Source organism: Sinorhizobium garamanticum, from assembly GCF_029892065.1.
GTDB lineage: Bacteria > Pseudomonadota > Alphaproteobacteria > Rhizobiales > Rhizobiaceae > Sinorhizobium > Sinorhizobium garamanticum.
The window spans coordinates 807,160-832,606 of record NZ_CP120374.1 but is presented as its reverse complement, the minus strand read 5'-3'; the positions used below and the strand labels follow the sequence as shown (position 1 = coordinate 832,606).

General features: G+C 60.1%; 19 protein-coding genes and 1 pseudogene. 16 read left to right on the top strand and 4 right to left on the bottom strand.

What is annotated here, in order from left to right:
- Window positions 1–24 precede the first annotated feature (24 nt).
- Window positions 25–909 carry a formyltetrahydrofolate deformylase gene (purU, locus tag PZN02_RS23850; RefSeq protein WP_280663107.1) on the top strand — a complete coding sequence of 295 codons (885 nt, stop codon included), beginning with the start codon at window positions 25–27 and terminating at the stop codon, window positions 907–909.
- Window positions 910–1,074: 165 nt separating this feature from the next.
- Here purU and PZN02_RS23845 read toward each other — a convergent pair whose 3' ends face one another.
- Together PZN02_RS23845 and PZN02_RS23840 are read right to left on the bottom strand one after the other, a co-directional pair.
- The gene (locus PZN02_RS23845; RefSeq protein WP_280663250.1) at window positions 1,075–2,208 is read right to left on the bottom strand and encodes a glycosyltransferase family 4 protein; all 1,134 of its coding nucleotides are present in this window, start codon (window positions 2,206–2,208) and stop codon (window positions 1,075–1,077) included.
- Window positions 2,209–2,761: 553 nt separating this feature from the next.
- Window positions 2,762–3,496: a FadR/GntR family transcriptional regulator gene (locus tag PZN02_RS23840; protein WP_280663106.1), complete on the bottom strand. Its 735-nt coding sequence runs from the start codon at window positions 3,494–3,496 to the stop codon at window positions 2,762–2,764.
- 128 nt (window positions 3,497–3,624) lie between these two features.
- On the opposite strand from PZN02_RS23840, the gene PZN02_RS23835 reads away from it, so the two are divergent.
- From PZN02_RS23835 to PZN02_RS23780, 12 genes are all read left to right on the top strand, one after another.
- Window positions 3,625–4,617 (top strand): ABC transporter substrate-binding protein, encoded by a 993-nt coding sequence (locus PZN02_RS23835; RefSeq protein WP_280663105.1) that lies wholly within the window; start codon window positions 3,625–3,627, stop codon window positions 4,615–4,617.
- A complete protein-coding gene (locus tag PZN02_RS23830; RefSeq protein WP_280663104.1) occupies window positions 4,610–5,485 on the top strand; it encodes an ABC transporter permease in 876 nt (291 codons plus the stop codon). Before PZN02_RS23835 ends, PZN02_RS23830 begins: the two co-directional genes overlap by 8 nt.
- Window positions 5,482–6,285 carry an ABC transporter ATP-binding protein gene (locus tag PZN02_RS23825; RefSeq protein WP_280663103.1) on the top strand — a complete coding sequence of 268 codons (804 nt, stop codon included), beginning with the start codon at window positions 5,482–5,484 and terminating at the stop codon, window positions 6,283–6,285. Before PZN02_RS23830 ends, PZN02_RS23825 begins: the two co-directional genes overlap by 4 nt.
- A 35-nt stretch (window positions 6,286–6,320) precedes the next feature.
- On the top strand, window positions 6,321–7,049 hold the full coding sequence (locus PZN02_RS23820; protein WP_342394728.1) for an ABC transporter permease: 729 nt from the start codon (window positions 6,321–6,323) through the stop codon (window positions 7,047–7,049).
- A gap of 39 nt (window positions 7,050–7,088) precedes the next feature.
- Window positions 7,089–7,772, top strand: a complete 684-nt coding sequence (locus tag PZN02_RS23815; protein WP_280663101.1) for a fumarylacetoacetate hydrolase family protein — start codon at window positions 7,089–7,091, stop codon at window positions 7,770–7,772.
- A gap of 139 nt (window positions 7,773–7,911) precedes the next feature.
- Window positions 7,912–8,286, top strand: a complete 375-nt coding sequence (locus PZN02_RS23810; protein ID WP_280663100.1) for a hypothetical protein — start codon at window positions 7,912–7,914, stop codon at window positions 8,284–8,286.
- Between the two features lie 655 nt (window positions 8,287–8,941).
- Window positions 8,942–11,773: an MFS transporter gene (locus PZN02_RS23805; RefSeq protein ID WP_280663099.1), complete on the top strand. Its 2,832-nt coding sequence runs from the start codon at window positions 8,942–8,944 to the stop codon at window positions 11,771–11,773.
- Window positions 11,773–12,774 (top strand): ABC transporter substrate-binding protein, encoded by a 1,002-nt coding sequence (locus PZN02_RS23800; protein WP_280663098.1) that lies wholly within the window; start codon window positions 11,773–11,775, stop codon window positions 12,772–12,774. Before PZN02_RS23805 ends, PZN02_RS23800 begins: the two co-directional genes overlap by 1 nt.
- A gap of 434 nt (window positions 12,775–13,208) precedes the next feature.
- Window positions 13,209–13,829 (top strand): hypothetical protein, encoded by a 621-nt coding sequence (locus tag PZN02_RS23795; protein WP_280663097.1) that lies wholly within the window; start codon window positions 13,209–13,211, stop codon window positions 13,827–13,829.
- 747 nt (window positions 13,830–14,576) lie between these two features.
- A complete protein-coding gene (locus tag PZN02_RS23790; protein WP_280663096.1) occupies window positions 14,577–15,146 on the top strand; it encodes a recombinase family protein in 570 nt (189 codons plus the stop codon).
- 230 nt (window positions 15,147–15,376) lie between these two features.
- Window positions 15,377–17,149: a cation:proton antiporter domain-containing protein gene (locus tag PZN02_RS23785; protein ID WP_280663095.1), complete on the top strand. Its 1,773-nt coding sequence runs from the start codon at window positions 15,377–15,379 to the stop codon at window positions 17,147–17,149.
- 459 nt (window positions 17,150–17,608) lie between these two features.
- Window positions 17,609–18,067 (top strand): YHS domain-containing (seleno)protein, encoded by a 459-nt coding sequence (locus PZN02_RS23780; RefSeq protein WP_280663094.1) that lies wholly within the window; start codon window positions 17,609–17,611, stop codon window positions 18,065–18,067.
- Here the strand turns inward: PZN02_RS23780 and PZN02_RS23775 are convergent.
- On the bottom strand, window positions 18,064–19,977 hold the full coding sequence (locus PZN02_RS23775) for an adenylate/guanylate cyclase domain-containing protein (protein WP_280663093.1): 1,914 nt from the start codon (window positions 19,975–19,977) through the stop codon (window positions 18,064–18,066). The two genes, PZN02_RS23780 and PZN02_RS23775, sit on opposite strands and share 4 nt — an antisense overlap.
- A gap of 891 nt (window positions 19,978–20,868) precedes the next feature.
- Complete coding sequence (locus PZN02_RS23765) at window positions 20,869–22,248, bottom strand: enoyl ACP reductase FabMG family protein (RefSeq protein ID WP_280663092.1); 1,380 nt, start codon at window positions 22,246–22,248, stop codon at window positions 20,869–20,871.
- Between the two features lie 479 nt (window positions 22,249–22,727).
- On the opposite strand from PZN02_RS23765, the gene PZN02_RS23760 reads away from it, so the two are divergent.
- From PZN02_RS23760 to PZN02_RS23750, 3 genes and pseudogenes are all read left to right on the top strand, one after another.
- A complete protein-coding gene (locus PZN02_RS23760) occupies window positions 22,728–23,345 on the top strand; it encodes a type IV toxin-antitoxin system AbiEi family antitoxin domain-containing protein (protein ID WP_280663091.1) in 618 nt (205 codons plus the stop codon).
- A pseudogene (locus PZN02_RS23755) lies at window positions 23,338–24,205 on the top strand (nucleotidyl transferase AbiEii/AbiGii toxin family protein). The gene PZN02_RS23760 and the pseudogene PZN02_RS23755 overlap by 8 nt, the downstream one beginning before the upstream one ends.
- Window positions 24,202–25,170, top strand: a complete 969-nt coding sequence (locus PZN02_RS23750; RefSeq protein WP_280663090.1) for a 3'-5' exonuclease — start codon at window positions 24,202–24,204, stop codon at window positions 25,168–25,170. Before PZN02_RS23755 ends, PZN02_RS23750 begins: the two are co-directional and overlap by 4 nt.
- The last annotated feature ends 277 nt before the right edge of the window (window positions 25,171–25,447 follow it).

Sequence of the window (25,447 nt, the reverse complement as noted above, 5' to 3'; positions counted from 1 at the left end):
CATCGTGATCTAAGGAAGATATTCGTGAAATCGCACATTCTTACAATAACTTGCAGGTCGACGACCGGCATCATCGCGGCAGTCTCGGGCTTTCTCGCCGAGAAGGGCTGTAACATCACCGACAGCTCGCAGTTCGACGATCTCGAAACGGGCCTGTTCTTCATGCGGCTGGTCTTCATCAGCGAGGAGGGCGTGAAGCTTGACGAATTGCAGGAAGGCTTCGAGCCGGTCGCGAAACGGTTCGAGATGACCGCGGAAATCCGCGATTCCGAAGAGCGCATGAAGGTGCTGTTGATGGTGTCGCGTTTCGGCCATTGCCTCAACGACCTGCTCTTCCGCTGGAAGATCGGCGCACTGCCGATCGACATCGTCGGCGTCGTCTCCAACCACTTCGACTACCAGAAGGTCATCGTCAACCACGACATCCCCTTCCACTGCATCAAGGTGACGAAGGAGAACAAGCCGAAGGCCGAAGCCCAGCTGATGGAAATCGTCGAGCAGACCGGTGCGGAGCTGATCGTGCTCGCCCGCTACATGCAGGTGCTTTCGGATGCGCTCTGCAAGAAGATGTCGGGGAAGATCATCAACATCCACCACTCGTTCCTGCCGAGCTTCAAGGGCGCCAACCCTTACAAGCAGGCCTATGAGCGCGGCGTCAAGCTGATCGGCGCGACGGCGCATTACGTCACCGCCGATCTCGACGAGGGACCGATCATCGAGCAGGACATTGCCCGCATCACCCATGCGCAAAGCGCCGAGGATTATGTCTCGATCGGCCGCGACGTCGAAAGCCAGGTGCTGGCCCGCGCCGTGCACGCCCATATCCACCACCGCTGCTTCATCAACGGCAACCGCGTCGTGGTCTTCCCGCCGAGCCCGGGAAGTTATGCGTCGGAGCGGATGGGGTGATTAGCTCATGAGACCACGTCGTCCAGGCTGCAGTTTACCGCAAGCCCCCGGCTCGTGGGCCTGACCGGACCGATCAGACAACGGGCGTGGAACTGCGCGTCGAGCGACCTTGCGCCTATCTACGTTGGCAGCAGTCTTGGCCGGATCGGACTGCTACCGGCTACCTCATACCGAAGCGGACTCAACGCGCGACATCATAGCGGCGTTTTGCGAGGCTGAGCGTTGCAAGGCTGACGACGCGACGGCATCCCATTGAGAAAGTATATGCTCCGACGAGAATTTCTTTGCGTTGGCTTCTGCATTTACGGCGAGGCGCGTCCTGAGAGCACCGTCGCCCAGAACGTTGGCCAGTGCATCGGCGAGGGCATTTACATCGCCGCTGGAAACGAGAATTCCGTCCTCGCCGTGCTTAACCATGTCCGTAGGCCCCCATTCGCATGCAAAGGAGACGACAGGAACACCCGCGGCCATCGCCTCGAGCAAGGCAATGCCCCATCCCTCGTAGCGTGATGACAATACAAAGACGTCGGCAGTCTCGACCCAAAGCCCTGGCCGTTCCGTCACGCCCGGCAACTCCACCCTATCTCTCAAGCCAAGCGCATCCCGAAGAGCCTCCAACTCTTTCCTGTCATCGCCTTCACCCCATATAACGAGCTTCCATTCGGGGTGTTTGGAGGCAATCTTGGCGAAGGCCTCTAGTAGGAGATCGAAACCTTTTTGCCGCGTCAGGCGACCCACCGCGGTTAAGATATTGTTACCGCGCCGATTTTGCCACCCGATGGGCAAATCGACGGCGTTGGCAATCACCCATCCCCTATGGCGTACCTCCGACGGAAAATAGTCGAGAGCTCCTTTCGTCATGGTCACGAGGCCGAACGCGCGCGGATACAAGCAAAGCTGGAGCCATTTCCAGAGCGGGCCGAAAGGCTGCAGCGCCGGATTATTGCGCTCGGAAACTATTACCGGAAGCGGCAGCCCGATCGTTGCCAACAGCGTCAGAACGTTCGTTCGGGTCAGAAAGCTCAACACGAAATCGGGGCGGGAGCGCCGGATGGCAGAGCGTAGTCGATGTATTCTCTTAATCACCAACCAACCGGCTCTGAGCTGAGAGGCTCTTTGCGACGGCAAGCCGAGACGATCGATGGAGATCCTCGGATCAAAGGCGTAGTAGGGCCTGGCATCAGGCGACTCCAGGGTGATCAACGTCACCGTGCAACCGAGACGGACCCAATGGTTTGCGACGAGGCTCACCACGTGCTCGGTGCCGCCGGCGCCAAGCGCCGGAATGACGATCGTCATCCGCGCGCCGGAAATGCTGGACACGCCGACCACCTGTGTACCCGCGCGCTCATTCAATTCAGACCGCCCCCGCTATGCAGCCATCCGCTGTGAATATCCTCCTCATTCTCGAAAAGCATTGGCGTTCGAGAATCTCTTCAAATCCTAGCATTAATGATGTCGCGGGCTACTTGCCAAATATGCGTAGGTCCGGTCCGATGTTCCACATGGTTATGTTTCTGCAAGTGAACAACTTTCACTTGGTTGAAAAAGCTTGCTGGGCTTGATTTGAGGCGAAAACGCCAGCCGCCGGATCTGGCTAACTCTTTATAGCTAACCAATTCGATCTAGATCTCCAGCCGGAACCAAGCTGCTAAGGCGGAAGCAAGCAAGGCTGGGCAGGAAATCGGGTCCCGCGATCGACACACGCCACCCAAGACCGGTATCTGCAATTTGCAGCGTAGGCATAGACGGCAGGAGCAAGCGCCTGCTGTTGGTCGCCGCGTTCTGATGCGCCATGTTGAAGATGTTCTTGAGTTCCGCATGGGCTGGTCCGGCACTCGGCCGCGCCCAGCTAGCCAGCGATATCGCGGCGGCCAAGCAGCCGCGCCTGGACGCGCTGCAGATGGAGGCGCATGCCATTTGCGGCGGCACTAAGATTACGCTCCTCGATCGCGTCCACGATAGCATCGTGATCGGCAAAGCTGTGGTGATCGGCGGGAGGGCGTGGCAGATCGTCCCGAAGGCGGCCCCACACCACCGTCCGGCGCACGGCGTTAATCGTGTCGAAGACGGCCAGGAGCAGGGCGTTTCTCGATGCTTGGGCGATGGCTCGATGGAGCCGGTTGTCCCAATTCTCATACTGGCGCCATGTCTCCGCCATGCGGGCGCTTGAGGCGCAATGCCTTAGGGTTCGGACGTCTTCCGCTGTGGCGTGAAGCGCCGCCTCCCGGGCCAGCTCTGGCTCGATGACAAGGCGGGCATGCATCACCTCGGCCGGGCTCGTCTGGTTGGCGATGTTGGCGACCGATGAAAGGTCACCCGCCGGCCGAGCCCCAATGAAGGTGCCCTTGCCGACATGACGCCAAAGTTCGCCCTGGTCTTCCAGGATTGCGAGCGCCTTGCGCAGGTCGCCACGCGAAACGCCCAGAATTTCGGCCAATTCGCGCTCCGGCGGAAGCCGCGTTGCCGGCGGAAACTTCCCTTGCGCCAAGTATGCGCGAAGCTGCACGAGCGCGCTTTGTCCGCCGCCTAGATCGGCCTCCGCTGCGGTCGCGGAGTGCAGCCTGTCCTCGGTAAACAGCGTCATATAAATCCCGCTTTCATCCTGATCAACGCCCTCTTATATCGTAACCAATCGCGCTTTGGCAACGGATTGGTTGACACTGATATGTGTTGGGCACACAGTGCTGGGAATGAAATAAACGGGAGGAACCGATGACACTGTGGAGCAGGATAGCGGGCGCCGTCGTTGCCGGCGCTGTCACGGTGATCAGCCTCGGCGGCCTTGAGACTGCCGCGGCGCAGGAAAGGGTTCGCGTCGCGCTCGGTGACGTCGTTTCAGTCGAGACTCTCGCCTTCCTGATCGCGCTCGAGCGCGCCAGGGAAAAGGGCCTCGACTACGAACTGACCTCCTTTGCAGAAGAGGAGTTGGCGATCCAGGCGATCGTCGGCGGTCAGGCGGATGTCGGTATCGGCACACCCTATTCCATCATTCAGAAGACGAAGGTGCCGTTGCGGAACATCTTCCAGGTTTCCACCCTCGTCTTCTTCCCGGTGGTCTCGACCGAGTACAAAACCTGGAAGGATCTTGATGGGCAGCCCTTCACCTTTCACGCCCGCGGAACAGCCACCGAAGCCTATGGAAACGTGATCGCGGCGAGAGAGGGGATCGAATTCGGGCAGCGCTCCTATGTGCCGGGTTCGGAAAACCGGGTCGTCGCCATGCTGAACGGAACCATCAAGGCGACAATCGTCGATCTGTCGAACAAGAACCTGCTTCTCAAGCAGGCACCCGACCGCTTCCACGTTCTTCCCGGCATTGAGGAGAAGGTTTCCGACGAAATCCTGTTCGCAAATGAGAAATGGATAAAGGATCATTCAGAGTCAGCGACCATCCTGACGCAAGAGCTTCTCACGCTCTGGCGGGAAATGAATGCGGATCCAACCGTCGTCGAAAAAGAAAGAGCGGCTAGAAAGCTCCTCTCCGATCAGCCGGCGGAGGTGCTTGCCGAGGTCGACAGCTACTACAAGGAGGGGGTCGAAGCGGGACTTTGGAACCCGGAGGGAGCAAGCGAGAAGATCGCCAAGGATGACTTTGTCTTCTACACTTCTTCGGGACAACTCGAAGGACCGGCCGAGAATCTGAAGATTGAGGAATTCTGGGACTTCGGCCCGATCAAAGCGGCAAAGGCGAAGATCGGTGGCTGAGCATCGCTTGGGGATCGGGGCCGAGCCTCAGGGCTTTCGGTTCTCTCGTGTCGTTCCCTTTCGGGCTTCGGGGAAAGCGCTACGGGACAAACGCCCAAACGCGCTCGCTTCCTTCGCCACACATCACCTCACGCTGAGCTTTCTCTCGGCGGCCGTTCTTAGCGGCGCTTGGGAGTGGGCCGGGCTGGTTCCGATCAGTCCCGCCTTCCCGACCTTTAGCGAAACGATGGCCGCCTTGTGGTCGATAAGCGCGGACGGTTCGCTCGTTGGGGCGTTCGCCGTGACGCTTCAGCCGCTTGCGCTCGGACTGGTAATCTCGGTGGTCCTCGGCGTGGGTCTCGGTGTCGCTATGGGCCTCAGTCCGAAGACCGAATGGCTCGCGTCGCCGATTTTCGTTGTGGCGCAGTCGGCCCCGCTGGCTGCCCTTATCCCCCTGATCGTCTTCGCGTACGGCATCGGCCTTACGTCGAAGACGATCGTCGTCTGTATAATGGCGATGCCGGTCATCGTACTGAATTCCTTTGCCGCGGTCCGCCATACCCCGAAATCACTCATCGAGATGGGCGAATCCTTTCTGGCAACCCGGCGTAAGGTAATCACCCGGATCATTCTGCCGGCGGCAAGCCCCGTCATCTTCGCGGGCCTGCGTCTTGGCTGCGCTTCGGGCTTCATCGGTGCCGTGCTGGCCGAGCTACTGATTACGCCGACTGGCGTCGGTGATCTGATCACCTATAGCCGCTCCATTGCCGATTATCCGACGATGTATGCGGCGATCCTTTCCATCATCGCGTTCTCCGTGCTCTTCATCGAGGTGCTCGGTCGCGTCGAGGTCATGATCTTCAGGCCGGAAAAGCGAGCCGTCTCATGACCGCGCTGGCACATCAGTTCTTTACCGACCCTTCCCCGGTCACTGATTGCGCGGTCAGCGTTCGCAATGTCGGCAAAGTCTATGCGGGCGTGGTCACCGCGCTCGAGAACATCAACGTCGACTTTCCTCGTGGCCAGCTCACTTCCCTGCTGGGACCGTCCGGGTGTGGAAAGACGACGCTGCTCAAGATCATAGCGGGGCTTCTGCCGGCAACCTCAGGCGAAGTGCTTGTCAATGATCGACCCGTAGCCGGTCCCGGGCCGGAACGCGCCTTTGTCTTCCAGGACTTCGCTTTGATGCCTTGGGCAAATGTGCTGCGCAACGTCGCCTTCGGGCTCGAAATGCGTGGGATCGCAAAAAGCGAACGCGAGGAGATCGCCCGAAGCTATATCTCCCAGGTCGGCCTCGCCGGCTTCGAAGCGCGCTATCCGCACGAGCTTTCGGGCGGGATGCGCCAGCGCGTCGGCCTCGCGCGGGCACTGGCAGTGAACGCGGATGTTCTGCTGATGGACGAGCCCTTCTCGGCCGTTGACGAACAGACCCGGCGAAAATTCCAGGAGGATCTTCTTACCCTCATCGCCAGGGAGAAAAGGACCTTTATCTTCGTTACGCATTCCATCGAGGAAGCGGTCTATGTCTCCGACCGGATCGTGCTCCTGTCGGCGCGACCGGGCAGGATCGCCCAGATCATCGAGCCGGCGATTGAGCGTGGCGGCGATCCAGACGCAATCCGGCGCCACCCGGCCTATCTCGACACGGTGGATGCCATCTGGCAGTCGCTGAAGACCTATATCGAGTGAGGCGCGCCATGATCGTCTTCGGGCATAGCATTCCCATGACCGGTTCTCTCCTCCTCTGGGGGCTCCTTTGGGAAATCGTCGGTCAGCTCAAGCTCACGATCCTGCTGCCGCCGCTCTCCCGCGTCGTCTTGCGAGCCCTCGAGATTGTGCCGACGGAGACGTTTCTTTCAGCCTTCGGAGTGACGGCGTCCGCCTTTGTAGCCGGTAACCTGATCGCGATCCTGGTAGGCGTGCCGCTCGGCATCCTGATGGGGAGCTCGGTTGTGGCCGACCGAATTTTTCTGCCTTGGGTCAACCTTTTTCTCTCGGCGCCCCTGACAGCCCTGGTCCCGGTGATCATGGTGCTTTTCGGGCTTGGCCAGACGACGATCATCCTCACGGTCGTCCTCTTTGCCATCTGGATCATCGTGCTCGACACGCGGGCGGGCGTACGCTCGATCTCCCCTTCGCTCATTGAAATGGCTGCAAGCTTCGGCGCCGGCCGTTGGCAGACGTTTCGCCAGATTTACGTTTGGGCGGCGCTCCCGGAGATCCTGGCGGGAATTCGGCTCGGCGTTATCCGCTCGGTGAAGGGCGTCATCATCGGTCAGCTTCTAGTATCGATCGTCGGCTTCGGCGCACTGTTCAGGCTTTATGGCTCGCGGTTTCTCATGGAGCACTTCTGGGCGGTTCTCATCGTTCTCTTCGCGCTGGCCTTTGCGCTTGCCGAGGCCTTCGCCTGGCTTGAGCGTCGTGTCGAGTTCTACGCCGCAACCCGCGGCTGACTCGATCTCAATCTCATGCAAAGAAAGGGTATTTCCTCCATGTCCTACGCCTTCAAGCCTGCCGCGGTGACTGCTCTCCCGATTAGGAATACATTGGACTTATTCCCACTCCGACGTGTCTACTGCGTGGGTCGGAACTATGCCGACCACGCGATAGAGATGGGCCATGACCCTGACCGCGAAGCGCCCTTCTTTTTTCAGAAGAATCCGGACAATCTGGTGCTCGATGGTGAGTTTCCCTATCCGAGCCGGACATCGGACGTGCATCACGAGATCGAGCTCGTCGTTTGTCTCGGCAGGGGCGGCGAGAATATCCCGGTCGACCAGGCACTGTCGCACGTTTACGGCTACGCAATCGGTTTGGACATGACCCGGCGCGATCTGCAAAACGAGGCGAAGAAAATGGGCAGGCCTTGGGAGGTCGCCAAGGCGTTCGAGAAGTCTGCTCCGGTATCGCCGATCGTCAGGGCAAGCGAGATCGGGCATTTGGAAGCGGGCGCTATCTGGTTGAAGGTCAACGGCGAGTTGCGCCAGAGCGGCGATCTGAACCAAATGATCTGGAAGGTGCCGGAGGCGATCTCATATCTCTCAGGGCTCTTTCAGCTGGCCCCGGGCGACATCATCATGACCGGAACACCCGCTGGTGTCGGTCCGGTCAAGCGTGGCGACCGCCTTGAGGGCCATGTCGACGGGTTGAGGGAACTCACAGTAACAGTCGTCTAAGAACATCGTCGCGATATCGCCGCCGTCAACGCCATCCGGCGTGCTGCCGGTGCCGCGTCTGTGCCCGCGGTACCGCGTCGCGATTAAACGGAACCATGCGACGCGCTAACCTGCAATGTCAACGAGCGCAAGAACTGAGGTGCTCCAAAACTCGCCGGACAGCGAAGGCGTCAACGACGACGTTCGCGAGCATGGCCCTGCTTCGTCGGCGATGTCCGTGCCGGCCGCGATCGGTTGCCACTGTTTTCTTGCCCGGGTGGTGCGCGTATGCCCTATTAAGGGTCGCAAAATCTGGAATGCCGAATTGTACCGTCTCGAAGGTTTTCAGCCTTCAGGCTCCTCGCTCAATGTCGATTTATCGACCATCGAGGTCAAAGAAATTCACGCTTCGCACCGGTTTCCCGGAGAAAGGGACTTGGGCGAAAGCTATCGTCCGAACAACATTTTCGTCGCATCATTCATCGAAACGAACGACGAGAAATTCGTATTCGGCCGCACGAACGCAACACGCTAAACGCCGGACGTATTGATCTGATTGGCGGCTCGCTGTCAAAACCGGAACGACCCGTAACGAAGGAAACGACCTCTTCCGCTCGGCGCTCAGCGATATCGAAGAAGAACTCAATGTCGGTGCGGCTGATGTAAAGTCCGGTCACCTGTGCGCTATTTTGAAACGCCCCGATCATGTGTAGGAATGATCTTTCACGTTCGACTGAATATCGACCTCGGTCAGTTTGAGCGCAATTTTTAGAGCTCGTGACAATGACGAGATCACTGAAGCCGTTGCGGTCAGCAGAGATGATTTAAGCAGCTTTCTGGGCTCGCAAGCGAGCTATTTGCCTTTTCTGAGGGAACTTCTTTGAAAACGCACCGAACAGTGACCCCACGTCAATCAGGATTAATCGGCGGATTTCATTGCGAAATTGGGTGTTGGCTGGCGATCCCAGAGGGCGCTTATCGTGACCCTCCGAAAGTCCCAGAAAGAGCCGCTGGATCAGACACTTGAGCTTCTGGTGCCTGGGGTCACTGTTCGGCGCGATTTAGCGAAGCTGTGCCATCAGCCCCTGGAAGTAATGATCTACTTATCCTGCGTAATCGACAGCACGCGAAATCCGCGTTAGGTTGTTCTGTCAAAAACAAAGGGCACTCGTGATTGGCGGGGGCGTCAGGTGTCTCTGATTGTGCGGATTTGGATAGCGCTGATCGGGGTCATCGCAGCGACGCTTGCTGTTCTTTCGATCCTCTGCATTCTGCAGCATGATGCCATCCTTTCCCAGCTGATTCGCCAGCGTATCGCGGTGACGGTGGAGGCAACTGCGCGCCCGTTCCGCTCGGTCGTTGATCTCGGACTTCCGGTCTCAATGATGCGCAATAAGCTGGCGCTCCTCGAACGGGCACGGGCATCCGATGCGGCGATCAGCGACGTCATTCTCTTCAATCCGACCGGAATTGTCATCGAGCAAAGCGGTCGTGGCGAGCTCGAGCGGGTCGCGCAGGAGGTACTCGACGTCCAGGCCAAAGACGTCGCCGGACGGTGGGGCTTTGAGACCGACCGCAACCTGATCAGCGGGACCTCGATCCTGGACGACGACGGGGTGGTGGTCGGGGGAATTCTCGCGGTGTATCCGAAGTCGGAACTGGACGCACGGAGCACCAGCGTCGCGCAGCAGATCATTGTGGGGGCTACGGGGCTTTTCGTGCTCTTCACCGGCATCGCCTATCTGATGGTCCGAGCCCGAGCCGACGCCGTCGGGGGCGGACTGAGGCGCCTCGAAGGCACGCTAGCCGCGATTGGCGGAAGCCCGACCGAAACTCTTGCGGCTGCGAGCAGGCACAACGGCCGGGTTCTCCCCGAACAGATCGCGCTGGCGCTCGCCAAGCTGCAGGAGCAGTTGGACGCCGCTTCGGAGAAGTATCGCCGAGCGCTGCAGGCGCTGGGATCCGAAGAAGTCGAGGCATCGCCCCACGCCTCCGCCGGTCCGCGCGAGACGGTGCTGGTCGGCGTTCCCGAGCGTGCGGCAACCCGCAGCTTTGCCCGCCGCCTCACACCAGTCATTGCCGTTCTTACCCTCGGCAGCGCGCTCACGCTTGGCTATCTTGCCTATCTCAGCATCAGCGATTCCTTCCGCCCGGAGATTGCCCGGCGCACCCAATTGATAGGCTCAATCGCGACCGCCGACATCCAGCGCACGGTCGAGGCGGGCGTTCCGGTCGGGGGTCTGGTTGGAGCGGCAGAGTATTTCGACCATCTGCTGGCTGATTTTCCTGAAATCTCCTACTTCGCCGTGTCGACGGATCGGCCGGTGATCGAGGTCGGCCAGGCCCAGGTTGGTGGTGGTGGTGCCGATCGCACGGTCTTCCCGATCTTGGTTGACGGGGTGCGGATCGGGGAACTCGTGACCGAGACCAACCTTGACTACATCGCTGCCCAGTTCCGCGATGTCGTCCTGGATCTCGGCGTCGTCGTGCTGGTGATCCTGCTGTTCGCATTCGAACTGATCGTGGTGATGATGAGCCGATCGGTGACGGGGCCTCTCGACCGGCTGCAGCACCTCGCCGAACTACAGGCAGCCGGCGACTTCTCAAAGCGGCTGGTCGCAACCGGTCGCAACGTTGTCGAGAGGCTTGGAAACCTGCTTTCCGAACGGGCGGAACGGCTGAACGTGCTGGCTGCGGCACCCACCCTCAGGGGCGCCGATGGTTCGGATAGATCGCAGGTGGTCGCACTCGAACCCGGGTTCCGGATTTCGGGGCGCCGGCCGGCAGTGATGCGGTTCTGCAGCCTGACCGACGTGCGCCTGCCGCTATTCCTGTTTGCAATGGCGGACGAATTGCCTCTTTCTTTCTTTTCACTCTATGCCAGAGCGCAGGCTAACCCTTTCCCCTCGCTCGGCGAGGGGGTGGTGATCGGTCTTCCACTGGCGGCCTATCTCGGCGCCGCCCTTCTGGGTGCACCGCTCGCGCGACCATTCGGCCGACGAATAGGCTATCGCCGACTGTTCATCGCTGCAGCACTGGCGACCTTCTTCGCAAAGTTCGGGCTCTACCTCGCCGGCAACATCGTCGAAGTGATTGTCTGCCATGGGGTCAATGGCCTCGCCTTTGCGCTCGCCTCACTCGCCTGCCAGGACTACGCGCTCGACATGTTGCCGAAGGAGGCAAGATCGCGTTCGATCAGCCTCTTCCGGGCGACCCTTTTCAGCGGCGTCTTCGCGGCGACCGCACTCGGTGGGATTCTCGCCGACCGTTTGGGCCAGCGACCGGTCTTCGTCGTCTGCGCGATCCTGTCCGTCGTCTCGGCCTTGTTGATCTGGCGGATGCTGCCGGTCGGCGGGTCGACGCCACATGCTGAACAAAGCAGCGAGGCGGAGGACAAGCTCTCGTTCAATATCCTGGCGCCGATGCGCAGCCCGATCTTCGCTGCGGTGGCACTCGGCAGCGTGATCCCGCTGGCGATCGTCGACCACGTCTTTATCTCCTACTTGCTGGCGCTGCAGATGGACGCTCTGGGCGCATCGATTTCCGAAATCGCGCGCGTCATGATGTTCTTCTTTCTGGCACTGATACTCGGCGGTTATGCCGAGGTACGGCTGCCCGCCTGGCTCGCCGCGCCGAGCCTGCTGCTTACGACGTGCTCGATCTTGACAGGCGTGAGCTTGCTCATTGCCGGACTATTTCCCTCGGCCTGGTCGACGCTCGCCGCTTCGATCGGTGCCGGCATTGCGCTCGGCCTGGCCGGCGGGCCGCAGACTGCGCTGGTCATGGATGCGGCGGAAGGCCCTCTGGCGCATCTCGGCATGAGCGCCGTGCTCGGAACCATCAGGGTAATCGAACGCGGCGGAGCCATCACCGGGCTGCTGGTGATCGGGTCGATGACCGACACGGCAGGCTACTCTGGCGCTGCGGCGATCATCGGAATGACCGCGCTGGCGGGCGCGGGGCTGTTTGTCATTCTCCGCCTGGCGGGAAGCGAGGCGGCCATTTCAGGGAGGAGTGGATAATGAGCCTTTCGAGACTGTGTCTGGCGGCACTCGCCGCAGCCCTTGGCCTCTTCTCGACCTCGGGCGCCGAGGCGAAGATGAAGATCGGTATGGTCGTCTGGATCGGCTGCGAGGACGTCTGCCGCGGCGTGCGGGATTCGCTTGCGACAAACGGCATCGATGCGGATTTCGTGGTAATGGACGCGGCCCAGGACCAGTCCAGACTGCCCGGCTTTGTCGAGCAGGCGCGGACCGAGAAAATGGACCTTGTGCTGACCTGGGGCACCAAGACGACACTCGGCGTCCTCGGCACATTGGCCGACAGGACAGATCCGAAATACCTGAACGAAATCCCGATCGTCTTCACCGTGGTTGCCGACCCGGTGGGTTCGGGCATCATCGAGAGCTACGAGAAGATCGGGCGCGATAACGTCACGGGCACGCGCAACCGAGTGCCGGAGACGGTCAATATCAAGAGCATACGGCGCTATATGCCGTCGTTCGACCACCTGGGTATGCTCTATGAGGCGGCGACGCCGAATTCGGTGGGTAAGGTTGAAGAGGTTAAAGGCCTGACGGGTGCGCTGAACTTCACCCTCGACGCCGTGCCACTGGACATGCTGGCGGATGGCAGCCCGGACCCGGAGTCGATCGAGCCCGGAATCGCAGCGCTGAAATCAAAGGGAGTGCAGTTCATCTACCTCGGCTCCAGCGCTTTTCTCGAGAAAGAAAGCGACCACTTCACCGGAGCGGCCCTTGCCGCGGGCATTCCAGTGCTCACGCCTTACGAACATATGGTTTCGGACTCGCAGGCGCTGATGTCTGTCGCCGCGCGCGACTACGACGTGGGCAAGCTCGCCGGTGAGCAGGTACGTCGAATCCTTGTGGAAGGCCGGCGCGCTGGCGACATCCCCGTGCTGGCGATGGAGGAATTCGCCTATCTCGTGAACATGAAGGTCGCCAAGGCCCTGAACCTTTACCCCCCTGTCGAGTTCCTGCAGTTCGTGGAGAAGGTCGAGTAACTCCGTCCTTCAGGTGAGGCCGAGGAGTACCCGCCATTTTGGGCAACGGATTGCTGCCGGATTTCGGAATGAAACCGGGGAGCGGAAGTCGGCAATGGGGCCGACTTGCACCATCGGGTGTCCGAACCTGTACTTCTGGAACGGGTCGATTCTTCGCGTCTTCGCAGATGGGTGGTTTTACGACTTTGCAGAGCGACCGGGCGACGTCCGGAATCGATTCGTGCAGCAAATAATCCGCTGGCAGGGGATCGATTGGGCGATGCGTCAGCCGAACGGATATGGAAGGCGGTCGTAGGCAGCCGGGGATGGAATTATTACTGCTTTGAAAAAAGGCGAGCATATATTGTTGGCTGAGTGTTGGTCGAATCACGCCGACCGTGGGCAGCGAAGCCGAGCCACGCGGTCGAGGTCGGGCCTTACAAGGAGCCAGAGCGATGCCGTGCGCGGCGCTGGGTTTCCGCGTCCATTCTGGCTGGGCGGCGCTGGTTGCCGTCGCCGGCTCGCCTGACACGCCGGTGATCGCGGACCGACGCCGAATCGAGATCGCGGATCCGGCGGTTCCTGGCTCCAGGCAGCCCTACCATGCGGCCGAGGGGCTGCCTCTCGAGAAGGCGCGGAGCATCATCCAGCATTGCGAGCATTCGTCCGAGCGGTTCGCCCAAAGGGCGCTGCGCACCGCGATCGACCGCCTGAGGCAAAGTGGTTACGTGGTCGTCGGTTGCGGCGTGCTCGTCGGATCGGGACGGCCCCTGCCGGGGCTCGAAGCGACCCTGGCATCGCATACGCTGATCCACGCCGCCGAAGGCGAGTTCTTCCGCAATGCAGTGCGCGCCGCCGCTACGGCGTGCGGCCTGACGGTTACTGGCATCAGGGAGTCTGAGCTCGTGGCACGCGCCGCCATCGACCTGGGCTCATCTGAAGCTGACCTGTTGCGCCGCCTCGCCGATTTGGGCCGCTCGGTCGGCCCGCCGTGGCAACAGGATCAGAAGTATGCCGCACTCGTTGCCTGGTTGGCGCTCGTATCCGGCCTGCCGCGGCCAGCGGCCAGAACGTGATGACTTTTCCTGGACGGCATCTCGCTCGCGGCCCCTATTTCCCGAAAGAGTGGGTTGCCTTGTCACCGCTGATGCGTCGCGAATGGCCGCTTTTTGGGGCGATTCAGTCCTAAGGCCCGAAGGGGTGAACTGCCGCAATGGGTCGAAGGGAGCCGTTCTTCACGAGCCCTGTGCACGGCTTGTTGCGAGGATGTTCACGTTCTGGGCTAAGAAGATCGCAGAGTGTATCACCTGGAACACTCGGTGGAGCCTGGCCGGGTCCGCGATCGTATGGAAACCTTGAGCACGCGTCGCAATCGCGAGTTGGAGTTTCTGCTCGATATCATCAAGTAGCTGATGGGGCTCACCGCTCAACGATTATGAGGCGGGCGAACCAATGGTCTTCCGAAACACAAGCATCGTGGACAGATCGGTGTCAATCGGCGTGGAATATTCGCCCCTTATCGGCATCCAAGATTTACACGCCGGAACACATCCCGCCGCAGTCGGATCTGGTCGATGTCGTTCGGCTCAAGAGTGTAGAGCCGGGTGGTCATCGCGCTCGATCGGGATCGCCAGCAGTTGTTCCCGCTCGGCTTCGCTCAGCAGTTCGTGCTTGCGCATTGGCGGTCCTCCGAGCTTCCATCAAAGGCTTCACACGTTCATGGACAGACTGGAATAAAGAGACATATTCTGTGGATGGAATCGAAGCCGTGCGGCACGCTTAATCTCGGTTGTCCACAGAACGGCCGTTTCGGAGACAGGAGTATGGGGGCCGTTCTCGGCTATGCCCGGGTTTCGACCGGCGATCAGGACGTCACCGGCCAGACCCTGCGTCTTGAGCAGGCTGGAACCATCAGGGTCTTCACGGACGTCAAATCCGGAAAGAGCATGGACCGGCCAGGTCTCGCTGAACTACTAGACTATGCCCGCGCCGGCGACACCCTCGCGGTCGTGCGGCTCGACCGACTCGGGCGGTCACTTGCGGAGTTGTTGGAAACGGTGAAGATGCTGCGGGAGCGACAGATCGACCTTCTTAGTCTTGAGGAGAAGATCGATACTTCTTCGGCTGCCGGCGAGCTTGTCTTCCACGTGTTCGGAGCCATTGCACATTTCGAGCGGCGGCTGATCTCAGAGCGAACGAAGGACGGCATCGCCGCCGCACGGGCGCTGGGCAAACGGCCTGGTCGTCGGCCGCCTGACCTGCAGAAGGTAGAAGCGGCGATGAAGCTGATCAAGGCCAATGTGTCGCCGACCGAAGCTGCAAAGCAATTGGGGCTCGGCCGCTCCACGGTTTATCGGGAAATGCGTAGGCTAGGTTTGGGCCGTTCTGGCTAGTCCTCCTTTCCGGCAGGCCGGCCCAGCGAGACTCCGGCTCGGCCGTCGGAGAAGCGTCGGTAGCCGAAGCGTCTCTTCACGGTGGATATTTCTGCGCTTGAAGGGAACGGATGTCGGCTGCCTCGCAGGGCTGCGCGAAAGCCCTACGACAAATCACTATGGCGCTGAGTTCGTTGGTACACAAAATGGTTCCTACTGCCGGCTCCAAGCTGAAAGCAATCGAGTGACACATGCCTCAGACGCCGCTTATCGCCACTATCGTTGCCGGAATCGGGCTCTCTTTCGTGCTCGGCACGCTGGCGAACAGGCTTCGCTTGTCGCCGCTGGTTGGCTATCTCCTCGCTGGCGTCTTGATCGGTCCGTTTACCCCAGGCTTCGTCGCGGACCAGGCTCTGACACGCCAGCTCGCGGAACTCGGCGTGATTCTGCTGCTGTTCGGCATCGGTCTTCAATTCTCACTCGCCGACCTCCTACCGGTCAGATCAATCGCTTTCGTCGGCGCTGTCTGCCAGATGACGATTGTCACGGCGCTTGGGCTCGGGTTGGCCCAGATCATCGGCTGGCCCGCGAGATCGGGAGTTGTTTTCGGGCTTGCGCTGTCGGTCGCGAGCACGGTCGTTGTCCTCCGAACGCTGCAAGAAAAGCGCCTGCTCTCAACAGAACAAGCCCGCATCGCTCTCGGGTGGCTCATCGTGCAGGATCTTGCGGTGATCCTAACGCTCATCCTGCTACCGGCCTTTGCTGCTGTCGGAGGAGGAGAGAGCGACGGAACAATCACGAACGACAACGATATGTTTGTCGTTCTCGAAGCGGACGCCATTGCAGGTGCCCTCGCATTTACCCTCGGCAAGTTCGCTGCCTTTTTCGCCGTCATGTTGGTCGTCGGCCGGCGCGTGGTTCCGTGGGTGCTTCACTACGTTGCCCATACCGGTTCGCGCGAGCTTTTCCGGCTGGCCGTCCTAGCAATAGCGCTTGGCGTCGCCTTCGGCGCTGCCACGCTTTTTGACGTCTCGTTCGCCCTTGGTGCATTCTTCGCAGGACTAATATTGGCGGAATCGCAGCTCAGCCAACGGGCTGCCCAGGAGACGCTGCCACTCCGAGACGCATTCGCTGTCTTGTTCTTCGTTTCGGTGGGCATGTTGTTTGATCCCATGATCCTTCTGCGAGAACCGCTGCTCGTGGGCACGGTTCTGGGCATCATTGTCGTTGGCAACGCCGCGACGGTAGCGGGCGTGGCACTCATTTTCCGCCGTTCCGTTCAAGTGGCACTCATGTTGGGCGCCAGCCTCTCACAAATCGGCGAGTTTTCCTTCATCCTGGCAGGCCTTGGGGTTGAACATGGACTTCTGCCCGAAGCCGGCCGTGACCTCATTCTTGCCGGTGCGATACTGTCCATACTCGTGAACCCGTTGGCGTTCGCGGCCTGCGATCGGCTGACGTCTCGGATCGAAGTGAGGGAACAAGCCAGGACCGCACCGCGAATGGATGCGCCTGAGCACACCCAACAGCCGGTCACCAAACTAACGGGGCACGCCGTGCTGGTTGGTCATGGGCGAGTCGGAAGTCTGGTGGCCGAGACGTTGGAAAAAGCGGATGTACCGTATCTCGTGATCGAGGAACGGCAGGCGACGGTCGATCAATTGCGCACTCGTAAGATCGAAGTGATCGCCGGCAATGCCGCTGAGCCGGGGCTGCTTGAGGTCGCCAACATTGCCGCAGCCCGATGGCTGATCAGCGCTATTCCGAATCCGTTCGAGAGCGGCAATCTAATCGAACAGGCGCATGCGGTTTGCCCGGCACTTGAGATCATCGCCCGCGCCCACTCCGATGCCGAGGTGACCTACCTCAAGAAGTGCGGCGCCAGCGTGATCATCATGGGCGAACGGGAGATCGCCCGCGGCATGTCCGAGCACATTCTGAGCAAGATTCGGACGGCAACGGAAGACGAAACCTCGGCGAGGAGTGTGGCTGAGCCGGGCCGGCACCCGGAAGCTGGCGGATAGGTATAGACCCCGACCGGCTTTCGTTGCACCTTACTGATGACGCCTACCCCCTCATAGGCTCGTCGCCGCGGCGTCGGGTTCCTGTGACCTTCTTCTTCCAGCCTTTCGCTATAATATGGAGCGGCCCGTATCACGCGAGGTAAGAACCAGAATTTCCATGGCAGCGTCCCACTACAGGGCCTAGTCCTGCGCGAAGCGAAGCTCGCAGGCGGGTGGGAAGCGGTCCCTCAATGCGATGAGCACGAATGACCGCGATGCGGACTAGGCAGACGAAGAATGGAGCCCGGCGCCCCTGCAATGGGCGCCGGCCTCACCACACTCGAACTCCGAAAATCTCCGAAACGTGTTGCGGCCGAGCGCTACAAGAGCGATAATTAGTACCCGAACGGAATGACGCAGACGGCTTCGCTTGCCGCGGGGCTGGTAGCGGCCCGGGACGGTCAAATCAGGGAATTCGCCATGCACAATGTCTCTCGGCGAAATGCCGTTCGCCTTGTTCTGGCGGTCGCAGCTGCCCTGTTTGCGACCTCGATGCCCACTTTTGCCACGGAAGCGGTTCCGCTGGCGATCAAGGGTTATGACCCGGTCGCCTATTTCACCACCGGAAGCCCCACGCGCGGGCTGCCGGAGATCGAGTATGAATGGGACGAGCAGCGCTATCTCTTCGCGAATGCCGAGCATCGCGAGCTTTTTAAGGCCGATCCTGTTCGCTACGCGCCGCAGTTCGGAAACTATTGTGCGATGGCGCTGGCCGAGGGCGAGCTAACCGAGGCCAACCCAGAGAACTGGCTGATCAGCGACGGCAAGCTTTATATTTTCGGCAAGCCGGCCCCGATGGGACCCGCGCTCTTCCAGCAGGGCCTTGCTGCGAACATCGCGAAGGCCAACGAGAACCGCGCGCTAATTCACTCACATTAGCGGTTCATTCTCTCGGCCGGTGGCAGGTCGCCAGAGACGGGGTAGAGGCCGGCCTTGCGGAATCCGTCGCGCAGATGTTCGAGATCGCCAGAGCTTAGAAACTTGTTTCCAAACTCCTGCGGATCGAAGGTTGGGTCGATGCGGCGTATCATCGTCACGACACGCGCGGCGTCCTCCGCTCGATCGTCTTGCGCATAGGCGGCCGCCAGCAGGATACGGCTGAAGTTCGCGCCTGCGGTTGTTCGAAGACTAAGTTCCGCCTGTTCGATCGCCGCGTCGTAACGCCGTTTCAGATAGTAGGCCAGGCTCAGCGCAAAGCGATCGATCGCATTGAGATCGGGGTCGATACGCTGCGCCTGCTCCAAGGCCTCGATCGCCGCATCCGTCTGTCCTAGCCACAACAGGATGGTGCCGCGCCCGGCGAGGCCGTGAGCATCGTTCGGATTGATCGCAATGGCGCGCTCGATCTCAACCTCTGCCTGGTTGTATCTCTGACGAAAGAGGTGGATGTGGGCGAGAGTGATGCGCGCGCGCACGTCGGAATCGTCAAGTCTCAGCGCCTTGATTGCCAATTCCTCGGCACGGCTCAGGAAAGCGGTTGGCGACTCCGCCCAGCCCATCGAGCTGGCAAGGTGATAGGTTTCGGCGAGTGCCGCATAGGCCGCAGCGTAGTTCGGGTCAAGCTCGATGGCGCGTTTGAGCAGGCTGCGCGCCTCCACATTGTTTGCCCGCGTCGGGCGCTGCAATGCCGGCCTAGCGCGGAGCACGTAGTCATAGGCTGCGAGATTTTCGGTTGGCTTTGCGAACACTCGATTTTGTTCGATCTGCGTCACACGTATCGCTAGGACTCTGACAATGTCAGTGACAATGATGTCCTGCAGCGCAAACACGTCCGCCAGCGCCTCCTCGAAGCGTGCAGACCAAAGCACTCGTCCCTGCCTTGTGTCGACGAGTTGCGCGATGACCCGTACACGGTCGCCGGTCTGGCGGACGCTGCCTTCTACCAGATAGCTAACAGCGAGACCGCGGCCAATATCCTCGGGGCTTGCAGGCTTTCCCTTGTAGGGGGCTACAGCGTTCCACGACATCACGGTCAGCGCGGAGAACCGACCCAGTGCGTTGATGATATCCTGCGTCAATCCATCCACGAAATACTCACGAGCCGAATCGTCGCTGTGGTTCAGGAACGGGAGAATGGCGATCGCGGGTTTCATGCCGACTTCAGCACTTTTTGTGAATTGATCGCCAAGGCGCAGATTGCTGAGAAATTTCCACTCGGAGCCAAAACCGGTCCACAGCGCGCCTACAGTAAGCAAAATCATCAGAGCCAGAGCGGCGAACAATCCACGGCGCCGGCGGGTGCGCGCTGGAGCGGCCGTGGCGTCGAGCCGCACGCGAAATACGCGCACCGGCCGAGCGATGTTCTTCAGCTTCTGTTCGCCGATATCCTCAAAGGCAATGTCAAGCCTGCCTTGCGCGTCTTCCTGCACGCGGCCCGACACGCAGATGCCGCCAGGCTCCGCGAGACCCTCCAAGCGAGCCGCCACGTTGACGCCGTCCCCGAAAATGTCGTCACCCTCGATGATGATGTCACCGACATTAATGCCGACGCGGAACTCGATACGTTGTCCTGCCGGCGCGGCGACATTTCGTTCCGCCATGCCGCGCTGGATCTCGACGGCGCAGCGCACGGCCTCGACCACACTCGCGAACTCGACCAGCATCCCATCGCCGGTGGTCTTGACAATCCGCCCGTGGTGTTCGTTGATCTTTCGGTCGACCAGAGCATGCCGAAGCGCCTTAAGCTGGGCGAGCGTACCTTCCTCGTCGTTGCCCATTAGCCGGCTGTAGCCGGCGATGTCGGCCGCTAGAATAGCCGTAAGTCGCCGCTCTACATGCTCGGTTGACAATCCGACTCTCCCCGTGCGCTTCGGCCACCTTTTTCCGATAGCTCTGGGCTAAGCACTACGGAACCTCGGGCTCCGTAGTGCTTAGCCCCAAGGAGCCCCCAATCGAAGGCGAGCGTCGCGCCCACCGCTGGCGGTGGAACCGCGAACGTTATGACCTGCTCGGCCACACCCTCACCGATCTTTTGGCCCGCAACCACATCGGAGCGAAAATGGACCCCGGCCCACATGCGCGCCTCGGCCGCCTGCTTGGCCGTCACGCTCCATCAGCGCGGAGTAGCCCACCAGATCGGCAGCAAGAATGGCAGCAAGCTTGCGATCCACGACGGCGTTCGTTAAGACCACCTATGCCCGAGGAATGCACCATAGCAGAAGTCGGAGGCATTGTATCGCCGCAAGGCCCTTTGCTGTGCATGCACCGGAAGGTCTGGAATGGGCTCAATTGAGACGTTCATCGCCTGCACCGCAGATGACCGCTTGGGGTCGAGGGCAGCCGTTCTTCACGAGCCTCATGCGCGGCTCGTCGCTAGGTTGTTCCCGTTCTGTGCTCCCAAGATCGCATTGGGAACGTGTCCTTGGGGCGGGCCACCTAACGTTCGAGGAAACATGGTCTGACAGGCAACATCGCCTATAGCTGTGACGGCGCCTTCTCGCTGGTAACGCTTGTCTCGGCCGGCAACCGCATCGGCTTTGCCCCGAGAAGGGACGAAGGGTGCTGGAACTCCGCCGTTCGTCTCTACCGCCTGCCACAAGAGGTAGCGGGTATGGATAGAAGCTGGAAATTTCTGCAGGCTGAGACTATCGGAAAACAACAGCAATTGGCGCTCTCTTGCCGGACTCTCGTATCCCTTTGCCCCTTAGAGAAACCAACTTCCCAGCTACATCGGGAAGCTGTCAGGCCAACTCAAGGTGAGAATCGTTCGCGCCTTGCGCGATCAACGGCGCGGGAGACTTCCATTGCAGGTGGGAAGCGTTAAGTCGGCGCGCCACGACATCGTGGTTGAGCCACTGGACGGGACCCGAGGGATCTGAGGACTCGCCAAAAATCAGCTGCCCCGTCGCCTCGACCACGAGTGCACTCAGGAGGTCGCTGATCATCGCCTTGCTGTCCCGGTGCATCTGCGTGATCTCGTTGGACGTGCCGATGGTCAGATCGGACTGTGCCTGGCTGTTTGCCATCGGCCACGCCGAGAAATCGTAAAACGGACGCATGACCTCGTTGGCCTGCATATCGGTAATTTTCTGGAAAACATCCTCCATCGTGAAGCCGTCTGCCAGAAGCTGCTGGCATGCCTGCCATTGGTCCTCTGCCCACTGGCCACCGTTCTCTTTCTTCAAGGCGAGAAGCAGCGGTATCAGGGGAAGTTCGATACCCGTAAATACGTCGGACGAATTGGTTCGGATTTCGGGACAGTTATAGACGGTTGCCTTGACGCCCGCTGCCCAGGCTTCTTGCGCGATGCGTTCGAGCCGCATCTTGGCGTAACCCTGGGTGTAGTTGGTGTAGGTCTGCCAGCGATAACTCTCGTCAATCAGGACTGCGGTTCCATGGTAACCGTAAGCCGTATACCGGGCCTGACCACCCGACACCTCCACGCGCTCACGGATCGCTGCGCTGAAGTCGATAAGATGTTGGAAGGTGATTGCGGAGACTTCATCGAAGTTCCGCAGGATGAGCTTGCCCATGTCGCTGTCGAGCAGGGCCTGCGACGACATGTGGCGGGGACCGCGTCCCTTGTAGATTCGGTTGGCAACGACCAGGAAAACCTTAGCCTTCGGGATGCCGCCGGCCATTGTATGGGCGAAGAAGACATTGCGGCCGTCGGCAATCATTCCGTCGAGAACGGCCATGACCTGCGAAAGCGAATTCGTGAACCGTGCGGTGGCGACGTCCCGGCACTGTTTGATGTAGTCCCAATCGAGCGTGTCATGTTCCCAGCTCTCCAGCGTCATGGCAGCGAGGAGATCCGTCGGAGTGGGGCCTCCTGCCGGAGCGTCGAGATCGAAGCCAGCCATAAGAGGTATGTTGATAATCCTGCCGCCTAATCGGGCCTCGGCGGCAGAGAGTTCCTCGGCGTCCAGAGGCCGCAGTGCGTTGTTCTCGTCGCGCCGCCCGACCGTGATTCCCACGATCTCCATTCCAGCCCGCCGGGCTTCTTCGAGCAAGCCAGTCGCATATCCGCGCCCGAATAGTTCGCCGAAGAGGACGAAAACATCACCTTTACGAAAGACCTTGTTTTCGGCGATGCGGTTCAATGAGACCGGGTTTTCCATGCAATCAGCTCTTTGGTCCGTTAGTCGTCGATCGATGGCTCACACGAGCTTGGATAATCCACATGACCGTAATGACCCGTAATAGGAAGTCATTTTAAGTGACTGTTCATTTTAAAGCGTGAAGTCCCCAAAGGATTTCTGAACCGGATAAAGCAGACCTGAGACCATACCCTTTCACTGGTGTCGCTGGCTTCCGCCAGTCTTGGCATTGGGCTCGGAATGGACGCTCGGTCTGTCTAACCGCAGTTTCGATCGGTGAGGGGTGTCGACTTCCGGATCGGGCTTGGCGCCGCCCGCCACCACGCGCCTACCGATCGCACGCGCGCGGACTGATTTCCCGTTCTCTGCTAAAAAGATGGTGTATCGTGCGGAACTTGGGGCGCGACGAACCACCGGCATTGGCTTGGGGCTTTCTTAGCTCCTTGGGTAGTGATATAAAAACTCGGACCATAGATTCTACGATCCGAGTTTTTGTATCAATGTCTGGCTCCGTCACTCAACGTCAAATCGCCCGAACAGTGCTAGCTGAGCGCGGCATAGTACGTCTGGCGGAACTCAGGAACGCAGGCGTCACCGCAGCCACTGTAAGCCGTATGGAACGGGATGGAGAGGTGCTCCGGCTTGCCCGCGGTCTCTATCAACTTCCTGATGCGGAGCTCGCTGCCAACCATAGCCTGGCGGAGGTTGCCAAGCGCGTTCCGAGAGCCGTTATCTGCCTCGTCTCGGCCCTCGCGTTCCACGGCCTGACCGATCAACTGCCGAGACACGTGTGGCTTGCCATAGGTCGCAAGGATTGGGCTCCGAAGCCGGACGGCACCCCTATTCGCATCGTGCGCTTCACTGAAAGCCTGCTCAACGAAGGTATCGAAACCCACACCGTCGAAGGCGTTCCTATAAAGATTTTCGGAGTTGCCAAGACAGTTGCCGATTGTTTTCGCTATCGTAACAAAATCGGCCTTTCGGTGGCGATAGAGGGGCTTCAGGAGGCGCTCCGGCAACGAAGGGCAACTCCTGGCGAAATTGCCGTTCAGGCCGGCCGCGGTGGCGTTGGCACGGTAATCCGGCCGTATCTAGAGGCGCTGACCGCCAATGGGTAAAGAAATCAGAAACGTCGGCGCCTCGGTCCGCGCCCGCCTGTTGCAACTGGCCAAGGCAAGTGGGCAAAGCTTTGATCTGGTTCTGACGCGTTTCGCCCTTGAACGGTTGCTGTTCCGGCTCAGCCAGTCGGCCCATGCCGGTCGCTTCGTGCTGAAGGGCGCCATGCCGATGATGAGCTGGTTTGACGATCCGCACCGCGGCACGCGCGACCTCGACCTTTTAGGCTTTGGTAACCCCGACCCGGACCCAATGCTGGAGACCTTTCAAGAAATTCTGGCGCAACAGGCTGATGACGGGGTCAGTTTCGACACCGGTACCTTGCGTGTAGATCGCATCCGCGAAGAACTGGGATATGGCGGGCTAAGGCTGCGGGTGGTTGCCTCGATCAGTGGCGCTCGGATCAACCTGACGATCGACATCGGCTTTGGCGATGCGCTCGAGCCCGGGGCGGAGATGCTGGACTATCCTTCCATGCTGGATTTCCCGGCGCCCCGGCTCCGAGCCTATGCGCGAGACGGTCATTGCGGAGAAGTTCCAGGCGATGCTCATGCTGGGGCGTGCAAATAGCCGGATGAAGGATTTCTACGACATTTGGATTCTGAGCAGGTCCTTTGATTTCAGCGATGACCGGCTGGCGCGCGCAATCGCCGCCACCTTCGAGCGGCGCGAGACGCCGATCCCCACCGACCTACCAGATGCCATGACAGACGCCTTTGCACGGGACGATCAAAAGCAGCGGCAATGGCGTGCTTTCGTTGAAGGCGTTGCACACAATACGGGAAATCTGACGGACATTATTCCGGAGATTGCGACATTCCTGATGCCGCATGCGGTTGCGGCCGCGAGGCTGAGCAAATGAAGCAGTTCGATTTGTTTGTTGCGGACGAGGCAGCACCCGTTAAGGCGGATGGTTCTTCGGTGAAGAAGCGCCACCCTCGGAGTGGATTGAGCGAGGACGATATGGTGCGGCAACTCCAGGAGTCTGGCAGCTATCGCATCCTGAGAAAGCTCGAGCCTCGTCCCGTTGCGACGATCGCATGCCCCGAATTTCCGCTAAGGGGCGTGATCCTCGATACCGAGACCACCGGCCTCAACCATCGCAAGGACGAGATCATCGAGATCGGCGCGGTGGCGTTCACGTTCGATGCGGCCGGCACCATCGGCGATGTCATCGGCGTTTATGGTGGCTTGCAGCAACCGAGCGCTCCAATTCCTTCCGAGATCACGCGCCTGACCGGCATCACAGACGAAATGGTGGCGGGCCAGATGATCGACCTCCGTCAGCTGCGCGCCATCATTGAACCTGCCGATCTGATCATTGCACATAATGCCGGCTTCGATCGGCCGTTCTGTGAGGCCTTCTCGCCCATCTTCGCGGGAAAGGCATGGGCTTGCTCGGTCTCGGAGATCGACTGGGCCTCCCGCGGCTTCGAAGGCACCAAGCTTGGTTACCTGATCGGGCAGGCGGGTTATTTCCATGAGGGCCATAGGGCCGTCGACGACTGCTTTGCCCTGCTCGAAGTTCTCGATAAGGTGAGGGGAGAGCCGGGGCGGCCGCCGTTTGCGGAGCTCTATGAAGCAAGCCGGCGATCTCGTGTCCGCGTCTTCGCGGAAAACAGCCCATTCGACATGAAGGATCACCTCAAGGCGCGCGGTTATCGTTGGTCGGACGGCAGCGATGGCCGCCCTAAGTCCTGGTGGGTCGAGATTGCTGAAGAGGCACTCGACGACGAGCTTCGGTATCTCCGCGCGGAAATTTATCAATGGGATGAAGCCGATCCGCCGAGCAAACGCCTGACTGCATTTGATCGCTTCAAAGCCTGACTAGGCGCTTTGCAATTTGAGACCTACCTTTCCGACGTAACAGTGTGTTTCTGCGGTTCGGTTCCGTTCGAGGCGACCGTTACATCGGATTGACGTTCCCCCAGGCTGCAAGCGCACGTTTCAAGAGTTCTTTTGACCCCGTCGTGTACGAGGAAGTCAGCTAAACGCAGTCATGATGAATAGGATTGGGAGAGGTGCTCAGAAATACCGAGCTATCGCATGGCACTTCCGAAGATATTGATATTCCATCGCAAGGATGGTTGTGGATAGCTCAACT